The sequence below is a fragment of the Teichococcus vastitatis genome, from assembly GCF_003604215.1.
Taxonomy (GTDB): domain Bacteria; phylum Pseudomonadota; class Alphaproteobacteria; order Acetobacterales; family Acetobacteraceae; genus Pseudoroseomonas; species Pseudoroseomonas vastitatis.
Genome location: NZ_QXGS01000140.1, coordinates 1 through 1,534, shown reverse-complemented (window position 1 = coordinate 1,534; position 1,534 = coordinate 1). Strand labels below are relative to the sequence as shown.

Genomic DNA, 1,534 nt, shown 5'->3' with positions numbered 1-1,534 from the left:
CGGCGACCTGAACCCGATCCGCCTCCAGCAGCTTCGCCGTCTCAAGCGCCCGCATGGTCATGAAGCCGGAGGAAATGATCAGAGCGTCAGGACCATCTCGCAGCAGCTTCGCGCGGCCGAGTTCGAAGCGGTAGTCGTACTCGTCCAGAACGAGGGGCACCTTGCCGCGCAGCAGGCGCATGTAGACCGGCCCGTCATGCGCGGCGATAGCCGGCACCGCCTGCTCGATGTCCAGAGCATCACAAGGGTCGACGATGACAAGGTCGGGCATGCCGCGGAAGATCGCGATATCCTCCGTTGCCTGATGGCTCGGGCCATAGCCCGTTGTGAGACCCGGAAGGGCGCAGCAGATCTTCACGTTCAGCCCCTCCTCGGCGATGCCCTGGCTGATGAAGTCGAAGGTGCGGCGGGAGGCGAAAGCGGCGTAGGTGGTCACGAAGGGCACGAAGCCCTCATGTGCCAGTCCCGCCGCCGCCAGCATCAGCAGCTGCTCCGCCATGCCCATCTGGTAAAAACGGTCGGGATGCGCCTGGGCGAAGACGTGCAGATCGGTGTATTTCGCGAGGTCCGCGGTGAGCCCGAGGATCTCCGGGCGGCTCCGCGCCAATTCTGCCAGGGCGTGGCCGAAGGGTGCCGGGCTTGTTCGCTGCCCCTCCGCAGCGAGGGAGGCGATCATCGCAGAGGTCGTCAGGCGCGGTCTGTCCGACGACTGGTTCTGTGGCGCGACGCCCCGCCAGGGGGCACGTTTGGCGCGACTCATGCGGTCCTCCCGGCGTCCAGCGCCTCCAGGGCCAGGGCCCATTCGTGGCTTTCCACGCGCAGGAAGTGCGACTTCTCCCGCGTTTCCAGAAATGGCACGCCCTTGGCCATCTTCGTGTCGCAGATGATCACGCGTGGTTTCGGCTCATCGAGTTCCCGCGCAGTGTCGAAGGCCGCGATGAGAGCGGGGATGTCGTTGCCATCGACGCGCTGGACGTGCCAGCCGAAAGCCGCCCACTTCTCCGGCAAGGGTTCGAAGTTCAGCACCCCGGTGGAAGGACCGTCCGCCTGCATGCGGTTCACATCCACCAGGCAGATGAGGTTGGACAACTTCCAGTGCCCGGCAGACATGGCGGCCTCCCAGGTCGGCCCCTCGTCCAGCTCACCGTCCGACATCAGATTGTAGACGAAGCGGTCTGACCCCTTGCGCCGCAGGCCGAGCGCCATGCCGACGGCGATGCCGAGGCCGATGCCGAGCGAACCGCCGCTGATTTCCATGCCCGGCGTGTAGCTCGCCATGCCCGACATCGGCAGACGACTGTCATCGGTACCATAGGTCTCCAGCTCTTCCGCCGGGATGATCCCCGCCTCGAGGAGAGCGGCATAAAGGGCGATCGCATAATGCCCGATCGAGAGCAGGAAGCGGTCTCGCCCTTCCCAGGCGGGATCCTCCGGCCGGTAGCGGGTCGCGTGGAAATAGGACACGGCGAGCACGTCGGCGATGCCGAGCGCCTGTGCAATGTACCCTTGTCCCTGCACCTCTCCCATCCGCAAT

The 1,534-nt window shown here is 65.6% G+C and carries 2 protein-coding genes; both read right to left on the bottom strand.

Annotated features, from left to right (window positions below):
- Positions 1 to 760, bottom strand: a 760-nt coding sequence (locus D2K64_RS23515; protein ID WP_120010835.1) for a transketolase family protein, incomplete at its 3' end; no start/stop codon positions are given.
- Complete coding sequence (locus D2K64_RS23510) at positions 757 to 1,533, bottom strand: transketolase (protein WP_238384400.1); 777 nt, start codon at positions 1,531 to 1,533, stop codon at positions 757 to 759. The genes D2K64_RS23510 and D2K64_RS23515, both read right to left, overlap by 4 nt.
- Position 1,534: the final 1 nt, after the last annotated feature.